Annotated in this window: 15 protein-coding genes and 1 tRNA gene; 11 read left to right on the forward strand and 5 right to left on the reverse strand. The window is 69.4% G+C overall.

Annotation, left to right across the window (positions count from 1 at the left end; translation table 11 throughout):
• Positions 1 to 388 precede the first annotated feature (388 nt).
• The 9 genes from dnaN (at position 389) to AB0F88_RS24455 (ending at position 11321) form a co-directional block, all read left to right on the forward strand.
• Positions 389 to 1528, forward strand: a complete 1140-nt coding sequence (gene dnaN, locus AB0F88_RS24415; protein ID WP_362688220.1) for a DNA polymerase III subunit beta — start codon at positions 389 to 391, stop codon at positions 1526 to 1528.
• A gap of 37 nt (positions 1529 to 1565) precedes the next feature.
• On the forward strand, positions 1566 to 2435 hold the full coding sequence (locus tag AB0F88_RS24420; protein ID WP_362688223.1) for a 3-keto-5-aminohexanoate cleavage protein: 870 nt from the start codon (positions 1566 to 1568) through the stop codon (positions 2433 to 2435).
• 31 nt (positions 2436 to 2466) lie between these two features.
• Positions 2467 to 3411 carry a phosphogluconate dehydrogenase (NAD(+)-dependent, decarboxylating) gene (gene gnd, locus AB0F88_RS24425; protein ID WP_362688226.1) on the forward strand — a complete coding sequence of 315 codons (945 nt, stop codon included), beginning with the start codon at positions 2467 to 2469 and terminating at the stop codon, positions 3409 to 3411.
• A gap of 102 nt (positions 3412 to 3513) precedes the next feature.
• Positions 3514 to 4695 carry a DNA replication/repair protein RecF gene (gene recF, locus AB0F88_RS24430; protein ID WP_362688229.1) on the forward strand — a complete coding sequence of 394 codons (1182 nt, stop codon included), beginning with the start codon at positions 3514 to 3516 and terminating at the stop codon, positions 4693 to 4695.
• On the forward strand, positions 4685 to 5392 hold the full coding sequence (locus tag AB0F88_RS24435; RefSeq protein ID WP_362688232.1) for a DciA family protein: 708 nt from the start codon (positions 4685 to 4687) through the stop codon (positions 5390 to 5392). The genes recF and AB0F88_RS24435 overlap by 11 nt, the downstream gene beginning before the upstream one ends.
• A 298-nt stretch (positions 5393 to 5690) precedes the next feature.
• Complete coding sequence (gene gyrB, locus AB0F88_RS24440) at positions 5691 to 7643, forward strand: DNA topoisomerase (ATP-hydrolyzing) subunit B (protein WP_362688235.1); 1953 nt, start codon at positions 5691 to 5693, stop codon at positions 7641 to 7643.
• Positions 7644 to 7674: 31 nt separating this feature from the next.
• On the forward strand, positions 7675 to 10224 hold the full coding sequence (gene gyrA / locus AB0F88_RS24445; RefSeq protein ID WP_362688238.1) for a DNA gyrase subunit A: 2550 nt from the start codon (positions 7675 to 7677) through the stop codon (positions 10222 to 10224).
• A gap of 182 nt (positions 10225 to 10406) precedes the next feature.
• The gene (locus tag AB0F88_RS24450; RefSeq protein WP_362688241.1) at positions 10407 to 11096 is read left to right on the forward strand and encodes a DUF3566 domain-containing protein; all 690 of its coding nucleotides are present in this window, start codon (positions 10407 to 10409) and stop codon (positions 11094 to 11096) included.
• Between the two features lie 151 nt (positions 11097 to 11247).
• Positions 11248 to 11321: transfer RNA gene (locus AB0F88_RS24455), tRNA-Ile, on the forward strand.
• 662 nt (positions 11322 to 11983) lie between these two features.
• Here AB0F88_RS24455 and AB0F88_RS24460 read toward each other — a convergent pair.
• On the reverse strand, positions 11984 to 13045 hold the full coding sequence (locus AB0F88_RS24460) for an NAD(P)-dependent alcohol dehydrogenase (RefSeq protein WP_362688244.1): 1062 nt from the start codon (positions 13043 to 13045) through the stop codon (positions 11984 to 11986).
• 270 nt (positions 13046 to 13315) lie between these two features.
• Between AB0F88_RS24460 and AB0F88_RS24465 the strand changes: the two genes are divergently transcribed.
• Entirely contained in the window at positions 13316 to 13849 is a 534-nt protein-coding gene (locus AB0F88_RS24465; RefSeq protein ID WP_362688247.1) for a YbhB/YbcL family Raf kinase inhibitor-like protein, read from the forward strand.
• 90 nt (positions 13850 to 13939) lie between these two features.
• Positions 13940 to 14629: a type 1 glutamine amidotransferase domain-containing protein gene (locus tag AB0F88_RS24470; protein ID WP_362688249.1), complete on the forward strand. Its 690-nt coding sequence runs from the start codon at positions 13940 to 13942 to the stop codon at positions 14627 to 14629.
• 46 nt (positions 14630 to 14675) lie between these two features.
• Here the strand turns inward: AB0F88_RS24470 and AB0F88_RS24475 are convergent, their stop codons facing one another.
• The 4 genes from AB0F88_RS24475 to AB0F88_RS24490 form a co-directional block, all read right to left on the reverse strand.
• A complete protein-coding gene (locus tag AB0F88_RS24475) occupies positions 14676 to 14834 on the reverse strand; it encodes a hypothetical protein (protein ID WP_362688252.1) in 159 nt (52 codons plus the stop codon).
• Positions 14835 to 14972: 138 nt separating this feature from the next.
• Complete coding sequence (locus AB0F88_RS24480; RefSeq protein WP_362688255.1) at positions 14973 to 16439, reverse strand: GMC oxidoreductase; 1467 nt, start codon at positions 16437 to 16439, stop codon at positions 14973 to 14975.
• Positions 16440 to 16924: 485 nt separating this feature from the next.
• Positions 16925 to 17512, reverse strand: coding sequence for a hypothetical protein (locus tag AB0F88_RS24485; protein ID WP_362688258.1), 588 nt, complete (start codon positions 17510 to 17512; stop codon positions 16925 to 16927).
• 223 nt (positions 17513 to 17735) lie between these two features.
• A complete protein-coding gene (locus AB0F88_RS24490; protein WP_362688261.1) occupies positions 17736 to 18065 on the reverse strand; it encodes a putative quinol monooxygenase in 330 nt (109 codons plus the stop codon).
• Positions 18066 to 18078 lie beyond the last annotated feature (13 nt).

An 18078-nucleotide genomic window follows, 5' to 3' on the forward strand; every position in this document is an offset into this window, starting at 1 on the left:
CCTGGGGACGCCCTGTGGGGAGAGTTTTCCACAAGGACAAAACGACCTCCTACCCCGTGGATAACCTGGGGAAACCTCGTGGAAAACTTGGGGACAGAGGGCACCGAATCTGGGGACGGCCTGTGTGTACTCCGAGGTTCTCCCCAGCCCCAAGAGTTGTCCACAGTCTCCGCCCACAGCACCGGTGGATGAAAAAACAGCACTTGACCTGCGGAAACAATGGCTTTCCACAGTATCCACAGCCCCTAATACGAAGGCCACTTGTATCTCTAACTAGGAAACCCAAGAGCCATAAGAGGGGTTCCGAGGGAGCGCAGGTGCGCGACAGTGAACACTTGAACCCCAGGCACCGAGCGGATGGCGCTCGACACACAGGAGGCGGATCCACGTGATGTTCCGGGTCGACCGAGACGTGCTCGCTGAGGCGGTCGCATGGACGGCGCGCAGCCTGCCGGCGCGTCCCTCCGTGCCGGTGCTGGCCGGCATGCGTCTTGAGGTCACGGAGAGCGGGCAGCTCAAGCTCTCGGGCTTCGACTACGAGGTCTCCGCAGAGGTGACCCTCGAACTGCAGACGGGCGAGGCGGGCGTGGTGCTCGTCTCCGGCAGGCTTCTGGCCGAGATCACCAGGGCGCTTCCCGCACAGCCTGTGGATTTCGTGGTGGAGGGAGCCAAGGCTGTCGTCACCTGCGGCAGCGCCCGGTTCACACTCCTGACCATGCCTGTGGAGGACTACCCCTCCCTGCCGACCATGCCCCCGGCCGCCGGCAAGGTGGGCAGCGACGTGTTCGCCTCGGCCGTCGGCCAGGTCGCGGTGGCCGCGGGCAAGGACGACACCCTGCCGATGCTCACCGGCGTGCGCGTGGAGATCGAGGGCGACACGGTCACGCTCGCGGCGACCGACCGCTACCGCCTCGCCGTACGGGAGCTGAAGTGGCAGCCGGGCCAGCCGGACTTCTCGGCGATCGCGATGATCCCGGGCAGGACCCTCGCCGACACGGCCAAGGCCCTGGGCGGCACCGGCGCCGAGGTCGAGATCGCGATGAGCTCCGCCGGCGGCACCGGTGAGGGCATGATCGGCTTCTCCAGCGCGGGACGCCGCACCACCACCCGGCTGCTCGACCCCGAGTTCCCCAAGTACCGCTCGCTGCTGCCGACGGAGTTCTCCGCCCGCGCGGAGCTGCCGACGGCCGCCTTCGTCGAGGCCGTCAAGCGCGTGGCCCTGGTCGCCGAGCGCAACACGCCCGTACGGCTGGCCTTCCGCGGCGACGAGGTCGTCCTGGAGGCGGGCAGCGGCGACGAGGCGCAGGCGGTCGAGGTGCTCCCCGTCGACTTCGAGGGCGACGACATCAACATCGCCTTCAACCACCAGTTCCTGCTCGAGGGGCTCGGCGCGATCGACTCCGACGTGGCCCGCCTGCAGATGACGACGTCCACCAAGCCCGCCATCCTCACCGGCGGCAAGCCCGCCGACGACGGCGGTGTTCCCGACTACCGCTACCTGATCATGCCCATCCGCCTGTCCAGCTGATGGAGGCCTCGCGACGGCCCGGCGCGGCGGATCCCCGGTGAGTCCCCCGGTGGATCCCGCGACGGGCCCCGAACGTGATCGCGCGGCGGAAGCGGCGACCGGCGCCGAGGGGGATCCCGCGGCGGCGGACGAGGGCACGCGGACGCGCGGCGCGACGGCGGGACGGCGGGGGGAGGCGACGTGGCTCAAGGCGTGCCTGAACGGCGCCAGGAGGCCCGGCGACCACCCGGCCCTCCCCCTGACCCCCCTGGAGCTCGCTGAGGCGGCCCGTGAGGCGTGTGGGGCGGGTGCGGACGCCGTTCACCTCCATCCGCGCGACGAGGCGGGCAGCGAGTCGCTCAGCGCCGCCCACATCGGGGCGGCCGTACGCGCCGTGCGCGAGGCCTGCCCCGGGCTCCCCGTGGGGGTGAGCACCGGGCTGTGGATAACCGGCGGGGATGTGGACACGCGGCGCGACGCCGTCCGCGGCTGGGCCGCGCTCGCCCCCGGCGAGCTGCCGGACTTCGCCTCGGTGAACCTCTCCGAGCCCGGCTTCGAGGGCCTGTGGCATGATCTGCGACGGCTCGGGGTGGGGGTGGAGGCCGGGGTCTGGTCCGTGGAGGACGCCGACGCGCTCGCCGCGACCGGCCTGGAATGCGCGCGGGTGCTCGTCGAGATCCTCGGCGGTCCCGCGGAGACCGCCGTCTCCCGGGCGCGCGCCGTCCTGGACCGCCTCGCCGAGCTGGGCGTCCCCGGTCCGCGGCTGCTCCACGGTGAGGGGGACCCCGCCTGGATTCTCCTGGACGAGGCGGGGCAGTCTGGACTCGCCACGCGCATCGGCCTGGAGGACGTCCTCCACAGCCCTGTGGGTGACCCCGTCGGCGGGAACGCCGAGTTGGTAAGGCTTGCGCGGGCACGCCTGGCGTAGGTGAATGATGAAACCCTGAAGGGGGTCTCGTATGCAGATCGGCATGGTCGGGCTGGGCAAGATGGGCGGCAACATGGCTGAGCGCCTGCGCCGCGGCGGCCACGACGTCATCGGGTACGACCGCGATCCCGCGGTCAGCGACGTCTCCGGCCTCGAGGAGCTGGTGGAGCGGCTCCAGGCGCCGCGCACCGTGTGGGTCATGGTGCCCTCCGGCGACCCGACCCGGGCCACGGTCGAGGCGCTCGGCGGCCTGCTGTCACCCGGCGACATCCTCGTCGACGGCGGCAACTCGCACTACGTCGACGACCAGAAGCACGGCGCCGAGCTCGCCGCCAAGGGCGTCGGCTTCGTCGACTGCGGCGTGAGCGGCGGCGTCTGGGGGCTGCAGAACGGCTACGCGCTCATGGTCGGCGGCGAGAAGGCCGACGTCGAGCGGGTGATGCCGATCTTCGAGACCCTCAAGCCCGAGGGCGAGGACGGTTTCGTGCACGCCGGCACGGTCGGCGCCGGCCACTTCGCCAAGATGGTCCACAACGGCATCGAGTACGGCATGATGCAGGCCTTCGCCGAGGGCTGGGAGCTGCTCGAGGCCTCCGACATCGTGACCGACGTGGCCGGCTCCTTCAAGAGCTGGCGGCAGGGCACGGTCATCCGCTCCTGGCTGCTCGACCTGATGGTCCGCGCGCTCGACGAGGACCCGTCCCTGGCGGAGCTGGAGGGTTACGCGCAGGACTCAGGCGAGGGCCGCTGGGCGGTGCAGGCCGCCGTCGAGCACGCGGTCCCGCTGCCGGTCATCACCGCCGCCCTGTACGCCAGGTTCGCCTCCCGCCAGGAAGACTCGCCGGCGATGAAGGTCGTCGCGGCCCTGCGCAACCAGTTCGGCGGCCACGCGGTCACCTCCAAGGCGGGCGCGGCCGAGAAGGGCGCCGACTCTCCCGGCGCCGACGTCACCCCGCCGGTCGAGACGGCCGGCTGACCCGCCGTCCCCGCGCGGCTCGCGCCATACCTTTTCCACAGGGCGCGAGCCGTACGGACGCGGGGGCCCCGGTGACGGACGGGGCCGACTAATCTTCCTGGGGTGCATGTCGCCCATCTCTCCCTGACCGACTTCCGGTCCTACGAAACCGTCGACCTCGGCATGGAGCCGGGGGTCACGGCCTTCGTCGGGCCCAACGGCATGGGAAAGACCAACCTGGTCGAGGCGCTGGGATACGTGGCGACGCAGGCCAGCCACCGGGTCGCCAACGACGGGCCGCTGGTCCGGCAGGGCGCGGCGCGGGCGATCGTCCGCTCGTCGGTGGTGCGCGACGACCGGCGCGCGCTGATCGAGCTGGAGATCAACCCGGGCAGGGCCAACCGGGCCAGGCTGAACCGCTCGCCCGTCTCCCGCCCCCGCGACGTCGTCGGCCTGCTGCGCACGGTCCTGTTCGCCCCCGAGGACCTCGCGATGGTCAAGGGCGACCCCTCCGAGCGGCGCCGGTTCCTCGACGACCTCCTGGTGGCCAGGACACCCAGGTTCGCGGGGGTGCGCGCCGACTACGACCGGGTGCTCAAGCAGCGCGGAGCCTTGCTGCGCACCGCCGCGCAGGCCCGGCGGGGCTCCGGCCGGAGCCGGAGCGCGCGGCGGGCCGAGAGCGACGCCGCGTTCGCCGAGGCGGGGGCGGGAGACCCGCTCAGCACCCTGGAGGTCTGGGACGCCCACCTGGCGACGCACGGCGCCGAGCTGCTCGCGGCCAGGCTGGAGCTCGTCGAGACGCTGCGCCCGCTGGTCGCCGCCTCGTACGCCTCGCTCGCGCCCGACTCCGCCCCCGCGGGGCTGGAGTACCGCGGCACCCTGCCCCCGGACGCCGGGACCGACCGCGCCGAGCTGGCGGAGCGGCTGCGGGCCTGCCTGCTGGAGGTCCGCGCCTCCGAGCTCGAACGCGGCGTCACCCTCGTCGGCCCGCACCGCGACGACCTGTTCCTCGGCCTGGGCGAGCTGCCGGCGCGCGGCTACGCCAGCCACGGCGAGTCGTGGTCGTTCGCGCTGGCGCTCAGGCTGGCCGCCTACGACCTGCTCAGGGCCGACGGGGGCGACCCGGTCCTGATCCTGGACGACGTCTTCGCCGAGCTGGACAACAGGCGCAGGCGCCGCCTGGCCGAGATGGTCGCCCCCGCGGAGCAGGTGCTGATCACCGCCGCGGTCCCCGACGACGTGCCGGGGGAGCTGGCCGGGAGCCGTTTCGACGTGACCGAGGGGGGCGTGGCCCGTGTCCGATGACGGTGGAGAGGGCGCGGGCGGCCCGGTGCCCGTGCCGCGGGCCCTGGAGCCGAGGCGGCGCGGCGCCGCCCGGGGTGGTCAGGAGCGCGGCGGCGAGGGCCGGGAGGCCGCGCCGGCCGGTCCCGGGCCGGCCGCCCCGGACGGCGCGGCACCCGCGCCGGGCGGTACGGGCGATACGGGGGTGGACGGCGCGGCCGCCGGATCGGCGAGGAGCGCGGCCGCCAAGGGGGCCGCTATGGCCAGGGAGAAGCTGGCCCAGGCCAAGTCGGACGCCGCCAGGCGGGGACAGCTCCCCCGCCGCGAGCCGCGGCGCAGGGCGTCGGGGGCGCGCAGGGACTCCGGTGATCCCCAGCTCTTCGGCAGGGCCATCGCCGACCTGCTGTCCGATCGCGGCTGGGAGCAGCCCGCCGCGATCGGCGGGGTTTTCGGTCGCTGGCACGAGATCGTCGGCGCCGACATGGCGGCTCACACCAAGCCGGAGACCTTCGCCGAGGGCGAGGTCGTGGTGGTCGCCGACTCCACCGCCTGGGCCACCCAGGTGCGGTTGCTGGCGAGGACGCTCGTCAGGAGGTTGAATGAGGAGCTCGGGGACGGAACGGTGCAAAAGGTAAAGGTTCGTGGACCGCAGAACGGTCCCCGCTCCAGCGGTGGCCTGCGCGTCACCGGAAGCCGCGGCCCGGGCGACACGTACGGCTGATCCGAGGCTCGAAAACGGATCAGCGGCCTTTCTGGCGGGGTGAACCCCGTCCCCGTAGGGGGATGTCCAAGGCGATGATCGTCGCGCGACAGGCCATTCCAGAGGCCGTCAATGCCACATGATGTGCTCTGAGCCGCTAGAATGAAATCGAATTCCGGACACGTCCGTTTGCGTGTCACCCCCGGCGCGCATGCCGGCTCCCCTGGGTGAACGCATCGGGGCATTCACGACGGTGACGGGCACGGCGGGGCTACATGTTGTCTCCCTGCCGCGTGTCCGCGGCAGGAGGATTTCGCACTTGTCCTACGACGCTAGCTCAATCACCGTTCTCGAAGGGCTTGAGGCGGTCCGTAAGCGCCCCGGCATGTACATCGGCTCCACCGGCGAGCGTGGTCTGCACCACCTCGTCTACGAGGTCGTGGACAACTCCGTCGACGAGGCGCTGGCGGGACACGCCGACCGGATCGAGGTCACCCTGCTCGCCGACAACGGCGTGCGGGTCGTCGACAACGGCCGCGGCATCCCCGTCGGGAACGTCCCCGGCGAGAACCGCCCCGCGGTCGAGGTCGTCCTGACCGTGCTGCACGCGGGCGGCAAGTTCGACGACAAGTCGTACGCGGTCTCCGGCGGCCTGCACGGCGTGGGCGTCTCCGTCGTCAACGCGCTGTCCAGCAAGCTCGACGTGGAGATCCGCACCGAGGGCCACCACTGGCGCCAGAGTTACGTCGAGAGCAGGCCCACCGCCCCGCTGGCCAAGGGCGAGAAGGCCGACGAGACCGGCACCTCGATCACCTTCTGGGCCGACGAGACCATCTTCGAGACCACGACCTGGCACTTCGAGACCCTCGCGCGCCGCTTCCAGGAGATGGCCTTCCTCAACAAGGGCCTGACGATCTCCATCAGGGACGAGCGCCCCGACTTCGCCGAGGGCGAGGAGGGCGAGCCCAGGGAGGCCACCTTCCACTACGAGGGCGGCCTGTCCGACTTCGTCAAGCACCTCAACTCCAAGAAGGAGCCGGCCCACCTCTCGGTGATCGACTTCGAGGAGCAGGGCGAGGGCATCGCCGTCGAGATCGCGATGCAGTGGAACAACTCCTACAGCGAGTCCGTCTACACCTTCGCCAACACGATCAACACGGCCGAGGGCGGCACCCACGAAGAGGGCTTCCGCGCGGCGCTGACGTCCATCGTCAACCGCTACGCGCGCGAGCAGAAGTTCCTCAAGGAGGGCAAGGACGACAACCTCGCCGGAGAGGACATCCGCGAGGGACTCACCGCGATCATCTCGGTGAAGCTGACCGACCCGCAGTTCGAGGGCCAGACCAAGACCAAGCTGGGCAACACCGAGGCCAAGTCGTTCGTGCAGAAGGCGTGCAACGACCACCTGCGCGACTGGTTCGAGCGCAACCCCGGCGAGGCCAAGGACATCATCACGAAGTCCCTGCAGGCCTCCCGCGCCCGCCTCGCGGCCCGCCAGGCCCGCGACCTGACCCGGCGCAAGTCGCTGCTGGAGTCGGGCTCGGGGCTGCCGGGCAAGCTGGCCGACTGCCAGTGGAGCGACCCGGAGAAGTGCGAGCTGTACATCGTCGAGGGTGACTCGGCGGGCGGCTCCGCCAAGGGCGGCCGCGACTCCAAGTTCCAGGCGATCCTCCCGATCCGCGGCAAGATCCTCAACGTCGAGAAGGCCCGGATCGACAAGGTCCTGCAGAACAACGAGGTCCAGGCGCTGATCACCGCCATGGGCACGGGCGTGCACGACGAGTTCGACATCGCCAAGCTCCGCTACCACAAGCTCATCCTGATGGCGGACGCCGACGTCGACGGCCAGCACATCACGACGCTGCTGCTGACCCTGCTGTTCCGCTTCATGCGGCCGCTGATCGAGGCCGGGCACGTCTACCTCTCCCAGCCGCCCCTCTACAAGATCAAGTGGGACCGGAAGGGCGAGGACGCCTCCTACGCCTACTCCGACCGCGAGCGCGACGTGGTCATCCAGGCGGGCATCGACGCGGGCAAGCCCGACCCCCGGCCGCGCGACAACGTGCAGCGCTTCAAGGGTCTGGGCGAGATGAACGCCGCCCAGCTCTGGGAGACGACCATGAACCCGGACACCCGCCTTCTCCTCCAGGTCACCCTCGACGACGCGGCCCAGGCCGACGAGCTGTTCAGCGTGCTCATGGGTGAGGACGTCGAAGCCCGCCGCTCCTTCATCATCAGGAACGCCCGGGACGTCCGTTTCCTCGACGTGTAGCGGTAGCCGTACCAGAAAAGGATCTTGACCTGTGACGGAAGTCAACACTCCGCCCGGCCCTCCGACCGACCGCGTCGAGCCGGTCGACATCCAGTCCGAGATGCAGCGCAGCTACATGGACTACGCGATGTCGGTCATCGTCTCGCGCGCGCTGCCGGACGTCCGCGACGGCCTCAAGCCGGTGCACCGCCGCGTGCTGTACGCCATGTACGACGGCGGCTACCGGCCCGACCGCGGCTACTTCAAGTGCTCCCGCGTCGTCGGTGACGTCATGGGCTCCTACCACCCGCACGGCGACGCGTCGATCTACGCCACCGTGGTGCGGATGGCCCAGCCCTGGTCGCTGCGCTACACGCTGGTCGACGGTCAGGGCAACTTCGGCTCGCCGGGCAACGACCCGCCGGCCGCGATGCGCTACACCGAGTGCAAGCTCGCGCCCATCGCGATGGAGATGCTGCGCGACATCGACAAGGACACCGTCGATCTCGTCCCCAACTACGACGGGCGCTCCCAGGAGCCCCTCGTCCTGCCCTCGCGCTTCCCCAACCTGCTGGTCAACGGGGCGGCGGGCATCGCGGTCGGCATGGCCACCAACATCCCGCCGCACAACCTGCGGGAGGTGGCCGGCGGCATCGTCTGGTGCCTGCAGAACCCCGACGCCGACGACGAGGAGCTCCTCGAGGCGCTGATCGCCCGGGTCAAGGGGCCCGACTTCCCCACCGGCGCGCTGATCGTCGGCCGCCGCGGCATCGACGACGCGTACCGCACCGGGCGCGGCTCGATCACCATGCGGGCGATCGTCGAGGTCGAGGAGGACGCCAAGGGCCGCCAGTGCCTGGTCGTCACCGAGCTCCCGTACCAGGTCAACCCGGACAACCTCGCGCTGACCATCGCCGAGGCGGTCAAGGACGGCCGCATCAGCGGCATCGCCGACGTCCGCGACGAGAGCTCCTCGCGCGTCGGCCAGCGCCTGGTGATCGTGCTCAAGCGCGACGCGGTCGCCAAGGTCGTGCTGAACAACCTCTTCAAGCACACCCAGCTGCAGACCACCTTCGGCGCCAACATGCTCGCCCTGGTCGACGGGGTGCCGCGGACGCTCAGGCTCGACCAGTTCGTCCGCCACTACGTGGCGCACCAGATCGAGGTCGTGGTCCGCAGGACCCGATACCTGCTGCGCAAGGCCGAGGAGCGGGCGCACATCCTGCGCGCGCTGCTCAAGGCCCTGGAGCGGATGGACGAGGTCATCGCCCTGATCCGGCAGTCGCCCTCGGCGTCCGCGGCGCAGGGCGGCCTGATGACGCTGCTGGAGATCGACGAGATCCAGGCGCAGGCCATCCTCGACATGCAGCTGCGCAAGCTGGCCGCCCTGGAGCGCCAGCAGATCACCGACGAGCACGACTCGCTGATGGCGCAGATCACCGAGTACCAGGCGATCCTTGCCTCGCCCGAGCGGCAGCGCACGATCGTCCAGGACGAGCTCACGGAGCTCACCGGCCGGTACGGCGACGAGCGCAAGACCGAGATCATCGCCTACGAGGGCGACATGTCGATCGAGGACCTCCTCGCCGAGGAGGACATGGTCGTCACGATCACCCGCGGCGGCTACGCCAAGCGAACCAACACGGATCTTTACCGGGCGCAGAAGCGCGGCGGCAAGGGCGTGCGGGGCGCGCAGCTGCGCCAGGACGACATCGTCGACCACTTCTTCGTCACCACGACGCACCACTGGCTGCTGTTCTTCACGAACAAGGGCCGCGTCTACCGGGTCAAGGCGTACGAGCTGCCCGACTCCGGCCGCGACGCGCGCGGGCAGCACCTGGCGAACCTGCTGGCCATGCAGCCGGACGAGGTCGTGATGGAGGTCCTCGACCTGCGCGACTACGAGGTCGCCCCGTACCTCGTGCTGGCCACCCGCAGTGGCCTGGTGAAGAAGACGCGCCTTTCCGAGTACGACTCGCCGCGCACTGGTGGTCTCATCGCGATCAATTTGCGGGAAGATGACGAGGTGATCGCCGCCAGGCTGGTGTCGGAGGACGACGACCTCCTCCTCGTCTCGCGTGGCGCCCAGTCCATCCGCTTCACGGCCTCCGACGAGGCCATGCGCCCGATGGGCAGGGCGACCAGCGGTGTGATCGGCATGCGCTTCCTCGACGGCGACGAGCTCCTGGCGATGAACCGGATCGCCGACGGCGACAACGTGCTCATCGCCACCGAGGGCGGATACGCCAAGCGCACTCCCGTGGATCAGTACCCTCTTCAGGGAAGAGGTGGAAAGGGAGTCCTGACCGCCAAGATCGTCAGCGCTCGTGGCAAGCTGGTTGGCGCGGTCATGGTCAGACCCGAGGACGAGGTTTTCGCGATCACGTCCGCCGGAGGGGTTATCCGGACGAGTGCCGGGGAGATCAAGCAGTCTGGCCGCCAGACGATGGGGGTTCGGCTGATGAATCTGGCGGAGGGGGACAGCGTCGTGGCGCTGGCCCGTAATGCGGAGGCACTGGAGACCGGGGAGAACCTGGCGACCGAGGAAGGCGCCGAGCCGCAGGTGGAGACCGGTGAGAACGGGGAAGGGGAGAATCCGTGAGTGCTCAGGGCAAACCGGGATCGCGCCCCGCCTCCTCGTCGACACGCGACCAGGCGACGGAGAAGATGGACAAGACCGCTGGAACGAAGGACGTCGAGGCGGCCTCGTCACCGGTTAACGGTAGCGCGCCCGCGCCGGAAACCGATGAATCGGTATCCGACGATCGCAAGGGCAGGAAAAAAGTGACGACAGAGGACGGCAAGCAGGCCGACACCACGGTGCGAATCCGTCCAGGCGGATCTCCACCACCCTCCGCGCCACCGCTGCAGTCGCCCACGCCGCCTTCGCCGCAGACCTCGCCTCCGCCGGGAGGACCGCAGGGCCGTTCCCCGGTCGCCCCGGTCGCCCCGCCCGCGCCGCCGCCCGGGAGCCAGCAGGGCCGTTCACCGGCAGGGCAGCAGAACAACCGCGCCCCGTGGTCGCCGGGCAGCCTGTCGTCGCCCCAGGCCCCTGACAAATCCGGCAAGAAGGCCACGGACGTCAGCGGTCCCAGGTCGCCCCGCAAGGCGCACCTGGTGCTGCGCAGGGTCGAACCTTGGTCGGCGATGAAGTTCAGCTTCGTCGTGTCACTGGTCTGCTTCGTGGTGCTGTTCATCGCGGTCGCGGTGCTCTACATGGTGCTGTCCGGCCTCGGGGTGTTCGAGAACATCATCCAGACGGTCACCCAGCTGACGACGGCCGACGGCAAGGCCACCAGCGGCGTCGACATCGCCTCCTGGTTCGAGCCGGTCCGCATTCTGGGCTACACCGCCCTGATCGGCGCGGTGAACGTCGTGCTGATCACCGCCCTCTCCACCCTCGGCGCGGTGATCTACAACGTCGCCTCCGACCTGGTCGGCGGCGTGGAGGTCACCTTCAGCGAGGCCGAGTAGCCGACCCGTCGCGTGTTCGCGCCATGTTCCCGCCCGTTCGGGGCCGGGGACATGGCGCGAGCAGGCACCGAAACAGGGTAAGCTTTTCCCTGTTCGAGCGAACGGGTTCGCCTCCACCAAACGGATGCGAGACCGTTCGTCTGCGTGATGAGGGGCTATAGCTCAGACGGTTAGAGCGCTTCCCTGATAAGGAAGAGGTCCCAGGTTCAAGTCCTGGTAGCCCCACCCAGCTCAGAGGCCATTTCCCGGCAGGGAAGTGGCCTTTTTCGATCTTCCGGGTGACTAGGGTCGTATCTTGTCCGAAGATCACGAGCTGCAGCCGGAACACTGAACCTCCCCGCCCCGAGGTGCCCCGAGGTCCGCCCGGAGGATGAGCGGTCGTGGAGTCCTGGGGGGTATGAGTGATGAAGCACCGCGCGCTGTCGTGCTGGACGGGTGCCATCCTTCTGTCCACCCTTCCTGGCTGGGCTACGTTGCCAGTGGATACAGAGATCTACATCTGCGCCTCTCTAAACACCGAAGACGGATACGCCGGTCGTGACGTGCTCGGCCTGGGCTTCGGCGCGATGGCCACCCTTCTTCCCCCTGCTTTGGTAGCACTGGCTGTGGCAGCGTGGCGATCAGTGCCCCGAAGGCGCCGGCTCCTGGCCTGGATGGGAGCGGGCGGAGCCCTCGCGACAGCCGCTTACCACGCCCTGTCGACCCTTGCCTTCTTCTCCCCCTATTGCCCTGAGGGTTCGCAAGGGCCCGGGTTCGTGCTCCCGCTCTATGGCGCCATCGCCGTGCTCGTCCTGATCGCCGGTGTGCCACGAGCCGGGAACAAGCCCGACGCGGAGGCTGGCCGCGTCCAACCGGGGGCGGCCCGCTTGGAAACGATGGGTCGGTTGTCAGTCGAAGACGACGACCTGGCGGCCGATCACGTCGCCTCGGGCCAGCGCGGTGAGCCGGTCGTTGAGGTCGTCGAGCTTGATCGGTGTGACGGTGTGCTTGATCCCACCTTGGACGGCCAGGGCAAGGACCTCGGTGAGGTCGTTGTGGTTGCCCCAGAAGGACCCGGAGAAGGTTCTCTCACCGGAGACGAACGGGAATATCGGGAACTCGACGCGCCGGCCCATCAGGCCCACCGACACGAGGCTTCCTTCGGCCGCCAGGAGCGAGGCGTTGAGCTCGAGTGACTGCGAGGCTCCGGAGCAGTCCAGGGCGCCGTCGATCTCGCCGCGGCCGGTCAGCTCCGCCAGCTCGGCCCGTATCTGGTCGGGCACCTTGCCCCGGGTGTTGATCGTGTGGTCGGCGCCGTTTCGCTCCGCCACCGCGAGTTTGTCGTCGCTGCGGCCGAAGGCGACCACGGTGGCTCCGTCGCCGAGCAGCCGGGCGTACTGCACGCCGTAGCTTCCGAGCCCGCCGATGCCGCTGACGACCACCGTGCGTCCGGGGCCGAGCCTTCCGGTGGCGCGGAGCTTCTTCATCCCCCGGTAGGGGGTCAGCCCGGCGTCCACCAGCGGCGCGAGGTACTCAGGCGTCAGACCCGCGCTCGGGTCGACGCGGATGAGATGGCGGCTGGGAGCGGTGACGTACTCGGCGAAGCCGCCGGGCGGCCCGAAGCCGATCCATCCCCCGCTCCCCGTGCACAGTTGCTCGTTGCCCTCGTGGCACTGCCGGCAGGTCCCGTCACCCCAGGCGGGGTTCACGACCACCAGGTCCCCCTCCGACAGGCCGGCCGAAGCGGGAACGTCCGCGCCCAGCCGAGCGACCTCGCCCGCTATCTCGTGGCCGGGAATGTAGGGGAACTCCAGCTCCAGCGGGAAGTAGCCGTCGACGAGCTGGAAGTCGCTGCGGCACATCCCGGTGGCCCGGACTTTGATGAGAACCTCGTTCGGACCCGGTTCGGGAACCGGAATCTCGTCGATCTGCAGCGGCTGCTTGTAGCCGTGCATCCGCGCTGCGCGCATGGTGACGCCTCCCGCATTCTGTTCAGATCACATGGCCGTAAAGGCATGCTTACACCCTCAAAATGGTGGTAATCACCATGAAACAGACAAAAAGGCGGGCAATCCTGGTTTGCCTTCACGTCGGCGGCGAACGCCGGGTCGTATCGCTTGTGCAGACGAGGGGAAGGCATTACCTCGGCGTGGCGCTGTGCTCTTGCCGCGTCACTAGGCTGAACGGGCCGACCGGCCGAAAGGAGCCGAAAGGAGCCGAAAACCGAAAGGAGCAGGGTGGTGAACCTCAACGACCCCTTCGCCCGCCTGCCCAAGGTGCCCTCCTTCACCGTCACCAGCACCACGCTGACCGACGGCGCACCCTGGCCCGCCGAGCAGATGCACGCCGGCGTCCCGGGCGGTGAGGACATCTCTCCGCAGCTGTCATGGAGCGGCGCACCCGGGGGGACGAAGAGCTATGCCGTGACGGTGCTGGACCCGGACGCGCCGACCGGCTCCGGGTTCTGGCACTGGGCCGTCGCCGACATCCCCGCCACCACGCTCGATCTGCCCGAAGGCGCGGGGGACGAGACCGGCTCGGGCCTTCCCCAGGGCGCCTACCAACTGCCCAACGACACCCGCGCGGCACGCTTCATGGGCGCGGCCCCGATGGCAGGAGGCGGCCCGGACCGCTACTTCATCGTGGTGCACGCCCTCGACGTCGAGAACATCGGTGTCGCGGCCGACGCCACTCCCGGCTGGCTGGGCTGGATCATCGCGAGCCATATCCTCGGCCGCGCCGTCCTGGTCGCCACCGCCGAGATCCCCGCCTGACCCGAGAGGCCGGCGGCCGGCGAACCCCTCGTGTGACCTCGATCACAGCCGTACATAGGATGGTTTCTGTAGCGGGGAGGCGATTGTCCGATGGCGAAGCTCCTTTTCGTGATCACGGGGACGGCGTACTGGACGCTCAAGGACGGCACCAGGCACGCGACGGGATACTGGGCCGAGGAGTTCGCGGCCCCCTACAAGGCACTCACCGACGCCGGCCACCAGATCGTGGTCGCCACGCCCAACGGGGTGATGCCGTACGTGGACATGATGAGCCTGCGCCCCGAGATGGCCGGAGGCGCGCAGGCGGCGATCGATCTGGAAGAGATCATCCGTTCCGCGGAGGCGATGCGGCGACCGATCGAGCTGGCGGACGCCCGCCTGGACGACTACGACGCCGTCTACCTCCCCGGCGGCCACGGTCCCATGGAAGACCTGTGCGTCGACGCGGACGCCGGCCGGTTGCTGACCGCGGCGCTGGCCTCCGGCAAGCCCCTCGCCATCGTCTGCCACGCCCCGGCCGCGATGCTGGCGACCAGGATCCACGGCGTGTCGCCCTTCGCCGGCTACCGCGTCACCGCGTTCACCAACGAGGAGGAGAACGCGGTCGGGCTCGCCCCCAAAGCCCGCTGGCTGCTGGAGGACGAGCTCATCGACCTCGGGGTCGACTTCACCAAGGGCGACATGTGGAAGCCCTACACGGTGGTCGACCGCAATCTGCTCACCGGGCAGAACCCCGCCTCGGCGGCCGAACTGGCCGGACGGCTGCTCGAGGTCCTCTAAAGGGTGGTTCGTGGCCGCGGCTCATGCCGCGACCGAGGCGGCACGGTCAGGGGGCGTTGTCCATCCGGGCGATCAGGCTCCTGGGACGCATGCCGGTCCACGACTTCTCGACGTGATCGAGGCGGCTCGCTCGGTCGGTCTCACGGGCGGCGCGCTGGACGATTCCCGAGGGCAGCGGGTGCACCGCGGCGGCGGAGGCGAGCACCTCCGGCAGGCCGCTGCCCCCGGGACGGGCCGGTGGGAATCGCTCTCGTTCACGAGGGGGAGGAGGCCGAACCGGAACCACCACGGCACGCGGCTGCTCCTCGCCGAGGACGGGGCCGGCCGCCTCGTCGGATCGTCGTCACAGGTCGGTGGCTACGATCTTCTCGATGTTCCGTTCGGCCAGCGCCGTGATGGTGACGAACGGGTTGACGGTGGTGTTGCCGGGGATCAGCGAACCGTCGATGACGTACAGGCCGGGGTAGGCGGTGAGGCGGCCGTAGTTGTCGGTGGCCCTGTTCAGTACCGCGCCGCCGAGCGGGTGGTACGTGAGGTGGTCGCCCCAGATCTTGTACACGCCGAAGAGGTCGGTCCGGTAGATCGTCCCCTCCTTGGCGTTGATCTTGTCGAAGATCGTCTTGGCCATGTCGATGGACGGCTGCTTCCAGGAGGTCTGCCAGTTCAGGTCGACCTTGCCCGTCGCGGCGTTCCAGGAGAACTGGGCGCGGTTGGGATTCCTGGTGATCGACAGGTAGAACGAGGCGAACGTCTCGATGCCGACCGGTAGCGGCGCGACCTCGGCGAACGCGCCACCGGCGGCCCAGTTGTCGATACCGGAGCAGGGAATGGTCGACTGGAGGCCGCCGGTCGGGTCCCACAGGTGGTTGGCGCGGCCGCACATGACGTTGCCGTTGTCGCCCCAGTTCTTGCCGATCTCGTTGTTCAGGTTGGGCAGCGCGCCGGTGGCCTTCAGCTTGACCAGCAGCTTGCTGGTGCCGACGCTGCCGGCGGCGAAGAACACCTTGTCCGCGGTCACGGTCTTGGTGGCCGTGATGTCACCGCCGGTGTTGATCTGCTCGATGACGACCGTGTAGCGGCCACCGGCCGCCGGGGCGACCGAGGTGACCCTGTGCAGCGGTGAGACGGTGACGTTGCCGGTGGCCTTGGCCAGGGCGATGTAGGTCTTCTGCAGCGACTTCTTGCCGTGGTTGTTGCCGTAGAGGATCTCGCCGGCCAGCGCCGACTTGGTGGCGGTTCCGGCCGCCTCCTGCTTCATGTAGGTCCAGTCGTACACGTTGGGCACGAAGACGAACGGGAGGCTGGAACGCTGGGCGTGCTTTCTGCCGACCCGGCTGTACTGGTAGCAGGCGGTGGTGTCGAACCAGGCCGGGTCGATGGAGGTGACCCCGAGTCCGGCGTTGGCGCGCGGGTAGTAGGTGCCGTACATCTCGTCGGCGTTCACCGACGGGAGGACGGCGCCGAAGTTCTCGCGCCTGGGGGTGACGGCCATGCCGCCGTTGACCAGCGACCCGCCGCCGACGCCGCGGCCCTGGTAGACCGTGATGCCGCCGAACTCCTCGGCGTCCAGGATCCCGGTGTAGCGGGTGATGTCCCTGTCGATCGGGAAGCCGAGGAAGTAGTTGAGGGGGGCCTTGGTCCTGGTACGCAGCCAGTAGGACCGGTGGTCCGGCGCGGTCGTGGTGCAGAAGATCTTGCCGTCGGAGCCCGGGGTGTCCCAGGCCATGCCCATCTCGATCATGTGCACGCCGACACCGGCCTGGGCGAGGCGCAGGGCGGCGACGGAACCTCCGTATCCGGTGCCGATCACCAGGGCTGGGACGTGAGCGCCGTCGGCGATCGGAGCGGCCGCGGTGACGGATTGCGCCTGGGCCGCGGTGGTGTGACCCGTGAGGGCCGTGATTCCCAGTATGGAACCAGTTCCAGTTATGAATCCGCGACGTGATATGCCTTTAGAGCTGGATCCAACTGAGCCTTTCTTGGTCATGTGATTTTCCTCACACTCGGGGGGTGGAACCAGTTCTATATGTTTCTGGCGTGTTAATCCACCACGCGCCCGCGAGTGATTTGTGTCCTGAGCGCTACCGGAAACTCCGGGCACGGTTCGGGGCGGTCTGTCATCGTGGCTCCCCGCGCCATGCGGGCGTCACGGTGACAGCCGCCCCGATAGATCGGGCGGGCGTCATGTGACAGACCGCCCCGGCAGATCAGGTGGGCGTCACCGTGACAGCCGCCTCCGGTGGCCGTTCGAGGGGCGTACGGATGTGGCGGCCGTCCGCCCCGGCGTTCGGGACGTCAGCTCTCGCAGGACTCCCTGACTTCGGCGGCGCAGAAGTCCCTGCCCGCCCCGCCGACGACGGAGTCGGCGCCCGCGTTGCCTTCGAGGACGTCGTCGCCGTCGTTCCCGTTCATGGTGTCGCCGCCGGTCTGGCCGGAGACGATGTCGCGGGCCGCTCCGCCGGAGAAGCCGTCCCTGCCGGCGCCCAGGAAGGCGCGCATGGACAGGGCGGTGTTGTTACGCAGGGTGTCGGCGCCCCCCTGGAGGTTGGCCTGGATGCCGGTGATCCCGGTTGCGGGGCAGCGGACCGTGTTGTCGTCGATCTTCTGGCAGGTCCCGCCGGTGGAGAGCGTGTCGGTGGAGTTCCTGATGAGGAGCGAGCCGTCGGCGTCGATGTCGATGCTGATGTCGTCGGCCAGGTTCCCCGCGTTGACGGACAGCAGGCTTCCGGTCACGACCACGCTGGTGTCGGCCAGCGCGGGCCCGGCGAGGGCCAGCGGCGGGGCGACCATCAAGATCCCCACCGCCAGCACCCGCAGCCCGGCCCTGCGGATCGCGCCCGGCCGCGACGCCTCACGCTTCGTGACGTTCCTCCGTGTACGCATGAATCCCCCGTGTGTTCGGTCGCCGGCCACTTCTGGTGGTGACCGGCCGACGGGCTCCTGTGCCCGGGACGATTACATCCCGTCACCACCCGCGACCCCGCGTCGCTGCGCGCACGGTGTGAGAACTGTTTTACGGAGAGTTCTGAAAGCTAGACCGTCTCCGAGGCCGGGCACCCCCGATGCCCGGCCCGGAGTCGCTCTGGGTGGCTCAGCTCTGGGTGGCTCAGCTCTGGGCCGGTGTCAGTTCCGCCATCCGCGACCATCCCTCACCGGGCGCCTCGACGTTGATGATCTCCGGCGTGCTCGCGATCACCTCGGGCATCCAGGCCATCGCGGTCTTGAAGTGGTCCGAACCCACGTGCGCCGCGCCCGCGGCGGACGAGGCGAACGCCTCCAGCAGGACGAACTGGCCGGGTGTGTCGACGCTCCTGGACCATTCGAAGAAGATGTTCCCCGGCTCGTCGCGGGTGGCCCGGGTGAAGTCGTCGACGAGCGAGAGCCACTCCTCGGCGCGCTCGGGACGGATGGTGAACTTGACGGCGATGAAGATCATTTGCTGGCCTCTT

This window comes from Streptosporangium sp. NPDC023963, assembly GCF_040639135.1.
Taxonomy (GTDB): domain Bacteria; phylum Actinomycetota; class Actinomycetes; order Streptosporangiales; family Streptosporangiaceae; genus Streptosporangium.